This is a genomic window from Stenotrophomonas pictorum JCM 9942 (assembly GCF_001310775.1).
GTDB classification, from domain to species: Bacteria; Pseudomonadota; Gammaproteobacteria; order Xanthomonadales; family Xanthomonadaceae; genus Stenotrophomonas; species Stenotrophomonas pictorum.
The window spans coordinates 1-3,453 of sequence record NZ_BAZI01000282.1; the positions used below are offsets into that span (position 1 = coordinate 1).

Genomic DNA, 3,453 nt, shown 5'->3' on the forward strand with positions numbered 1-3,453 from the left:
CATTCCGGCAGCGCGGCCAGCAGTTCGCGGGCCTTGGCCAGCGGCAGCTCGGCGCCGGGCTTGAAGTGCTTGGCCACCGCGGCCTCGTCGTACTCGCTCAGCGGCGTGTACCAGACCACCGCCTTCTCGGCCATTTCCTTGAGCGTCTGCACGCGCTCGCGCAGGGCGATGACCACATCGGCCGGGGCCGGGCCGGCGGCCACGTCCAGGCCCAGCTTCTGCAGCTGGTAGACCAGGTGCGGGGCGATGGACTCGGGCGTTTCGGTCTTCAGGAAGTGCTGGTTGACCCAGCCCAGCTTGGCCATGTCCAGGCGCGAGGCCTTGGAGTTGCAGTGGGTGACGTCGAACAGCTCAATCAGCTCCTGACGGGAGAACAGCTCCTGGTCGCCGTGCGACCAGCCCAGACGGGCCAGGTAGCTCAGCAGCGCCTCGGGCAGGTAGCCGGCGTCCTTGTACTGCATCACGTCGGCCGCGCCGGTGCGCTTGGACAGCTTGGCGCCCTGCTCGTCCAGGATCATCGGCATGTGGCCGAACTTCGGCACCGGCGCGCCGATGGCCTCGTACAGGTTGATCTGGCGCGGGGTGTTGTTGATGTGGTCATCGCCGCGGATGACCTCGGTGATGCCCATGTCCCAGTCGTCGACCACCACCGCGAAGTTGTAGGTGGGGAAGCCGTCCGGACGGAAGATCACCATGTCGTCCAGCTCGCTGTTGGCGATCTCGATCGGGCCCTTGATCAGGTCGTCGAACACCACCGTGCCTTCCAGCGGATTCTTGAAGCGGATGACGCGGTTCGGGTCGTCCCTGTAGGGAAGGTTCAACTCGCGGGCGGCGCCGTTGTAGCGCGGCTTTTCCTGCTTGGCCATGGCGGCCTCGCGCATCGCGTCGAGCTCCTCGCGGGTCTCGTAGGCGTAATAGGCCTTGCCCGAGGCGATCAACTGCTCGGCCACCTGCTTGTAACGGGCGACGCGGTCGGTCTGGTAGATCGGGCCTTCGTCGTAGTCCAGCCCCAGCCACTGCATCGCTTCCAGGATCGCGTCGATCGCGCCCTGGGTGCTGCGCTCGCGGTCGGTGTCCTCGATCCGCAGCACGAACTGACCGCCACGGTGGCGCGCCTCCAGCCAGCAATACAGCGCGGTGCGGGCGCCACCAATGTGCAGGTAGCCGGTGGGACTGGGGGCGAAGCGGGTGCGGACGGTCATGTGGAAAGCACTGGATGGCAAATATGCGGCGATTTTACCCCGCCCGGCCTTTACCTGCCTGACCGCCCACTGCCGCCATCGGCGTGGTGTCCCATGAAAAAACGGCAGCCAGTAGCCCGGGTAAGGCCAACGGCCGCACCCGGGGCCGCGGCAAGTGCATCAAGGGCCCCCGGGTGCGCTTCGCTTACCCGGGCTACGCGCTGGGGGCGAAACGGGTGCGGACGGTCATGTGGAAAGCACTGGATGGCAAATATGCGGCAATTTTACCCCGCCCGGCCTTCAGCTGCCTGACCGCACATTGGCGCCGCTTGCGGCATGGGCCATGAAAAAACGGCAGCCAGTAGCCCGGGTAAGGCCAACGGCCGCACCCGGGGCCGCGGCGAGTGCATCAAGGGCACCCGGGTGCGCTTCGCTTACCCGGGCTACGCGCTGACATCGGCACATAAAAAAGGGCCGGCAATGCCGGCCCTTCGTTCAATCAACCGTTCCCGCGCTTACGGCGTCGGCTTCGGCTCGGGCTTGCGCGGCATCATCTGCTCACGCATCGCCGCGTTGTAGGCGAAGCTGGCCATCACGGCCGCTGCCTGCTTGAGGTCTTCGGCTTCGATGTGGTCCCAGGTGTCCAGGTGGGTGTGGTGGACGTTGGAGAAGTAGTCCAGACGGTCCTGGATGAACTGGAAGCCCGGCAGGCCGACGCGATCGAAGGCGATGTGGTCGGTGGAGCCGGTGTTGCGGGCGACCACGGTGGTGGCGCCCACGTCATTGAACGGTTTCAGCCACGCCTCGAAGATCGGCATCGCGGCCATGTTTTCCTGTGCGTAGATGCCACGGAAGCGGCCCGAGCCGTTATCCATGTTGAAGTAGACCGAGAGCTTGTCGTAGTCACGCAGCTTCTGCAGCGGACCGGTCGGCTCGCGCAGGCTGGCCGGCAGCGCCAGCTGGGCCGGGTCGGTCGGCTCCGGGAACCTGGCGAACTGGCGCGAGACGTAGTCCTGCGAGCCGATCAGGCCCTGCTCCTCGCCACTCCACAGCGCCACGCGGATGGTGCGCTTGGGCTTGACCCCGATCGCCTTGAGGATACGCATGGCTTCCATCGCCACGGCCACGCCGGCGCCGTTGTCGGCCGCGCCGGTGCCGGTGTGCCAGGAGTCCATGTGCGCGCCGATCATCACCACCTCGTCGGCCTTGCCGCTGCCGCGGATCTCGGCCAGCGTGTTGTAGCCGGGCTTGTCGCCTTCGTCGGTGAAGCGGGCATCGACACGGATGCGCAGCTTGACCGTCTCGCCGGCTTCCAGCGAACGCACCAGCGGGTTGAAGTGCTCGGTGATCATGGTCAGCTCCGGCACGCCGGCCGACTCGCCGGCCTTGCGCGAACCGCCCCCGGCAACGCGGATGATGCCGTTGTCCCAGCTCGACAGCGAGATCGCCGCCAGCGCGCCTTCGGCGACGAAGAACTCGTTGGTCTTGCGGACCAGTTCCTGGCGCTCGTTGTATTCCTTCAGACGCTTTGCCCGGTCGGCCGCGGCGGTGGCCGGAATGGTGAACTGCTGCAGGCCTTCCAGCGAGGTGGCGTCATGGCGGTGGCTGTCGGCCTCGGTGCCGCGCTTGTAGGCGCGCGCATCGCCCAGCAGCAGCACCTTGCCGCGCAGCTTGCCCTTGTACTTGTCCAGGTCGGCCAGCTTCTTGATGTCCACGCGGACCAGCTCGCCTTCCACGGCACCGTCGGTGCCCGGCGTCCACGCCTTGGGCAGCGCATGCAGCGGCAGCACGCGGTCGCCGATCATCTCCACGCTGGCGTGGGTGAACTCCCAGCCACGGCCGAACGCCGGGAACGCGTCGTCATGGACGTTGCTCAGCCCCCATTCGTTGAACTTGCCGCGGCTCCAGGCATTGGCCGCGGCCATTTGCGGCGAATTGGTCAGACGCGGGCCGATGTTCTCGGTCAGATAGGTCAGGTGGTCCATCACCTGCGAGTTGTGGAACGCCTCGGCGCGGATGCGGGTGACCACATCCAGATCCACCTTTTCGGTGGCCTGCGCCGGAGCGCCCACCGCCAAGCCCATGCACAACGCCAGCAAACCACGCTTGATCACACTCTTCCCCCGGCCCATGGGCCAATTGCGACAAAGCCGCGAGTCTAGCCAGTGCGACGTGGCCGGCGAGCCGGCCAATGGTCATGGTCGGCCGACAGACCTCCGCGTTTGTCACAACCAGCTGTGCCCGCGCCGGCCTCCCCCAAGCCCAAACGCGG

Annotated in this window: 2 protein-coding genes; both read right to left on the minus strand. The window is 66.8% G+C overall.

Features of this window, described 5'->3' with window-relative positions:
* Positions 1–1,202, minus strand: a 1,202-nt coding sequence (gene gltX, locus JCM9942_RS12405; RefSeq protein ID WP_054660029.1) for a glutamate--tRNA ligase, incomplete at its 3' end; no start/stop codon positions are given.
* A 494-nt stretch (positions 1,203–1,696) separates the two neighbouring features.
* Positions 1,697–3,295: a M20/M25/M40 family metallo-hydrolase gene (locus tag JCM9942_RS12410; protein WP_054660031.1), complete on the minus strand. Its 1,599-nt coding sequence runs from the start codon at positions 3,293–3,295 to the stop codon at positions 1,697–1,699.
* Positions 3,296–3,453 lie beyond the last annotated feature (158 nt).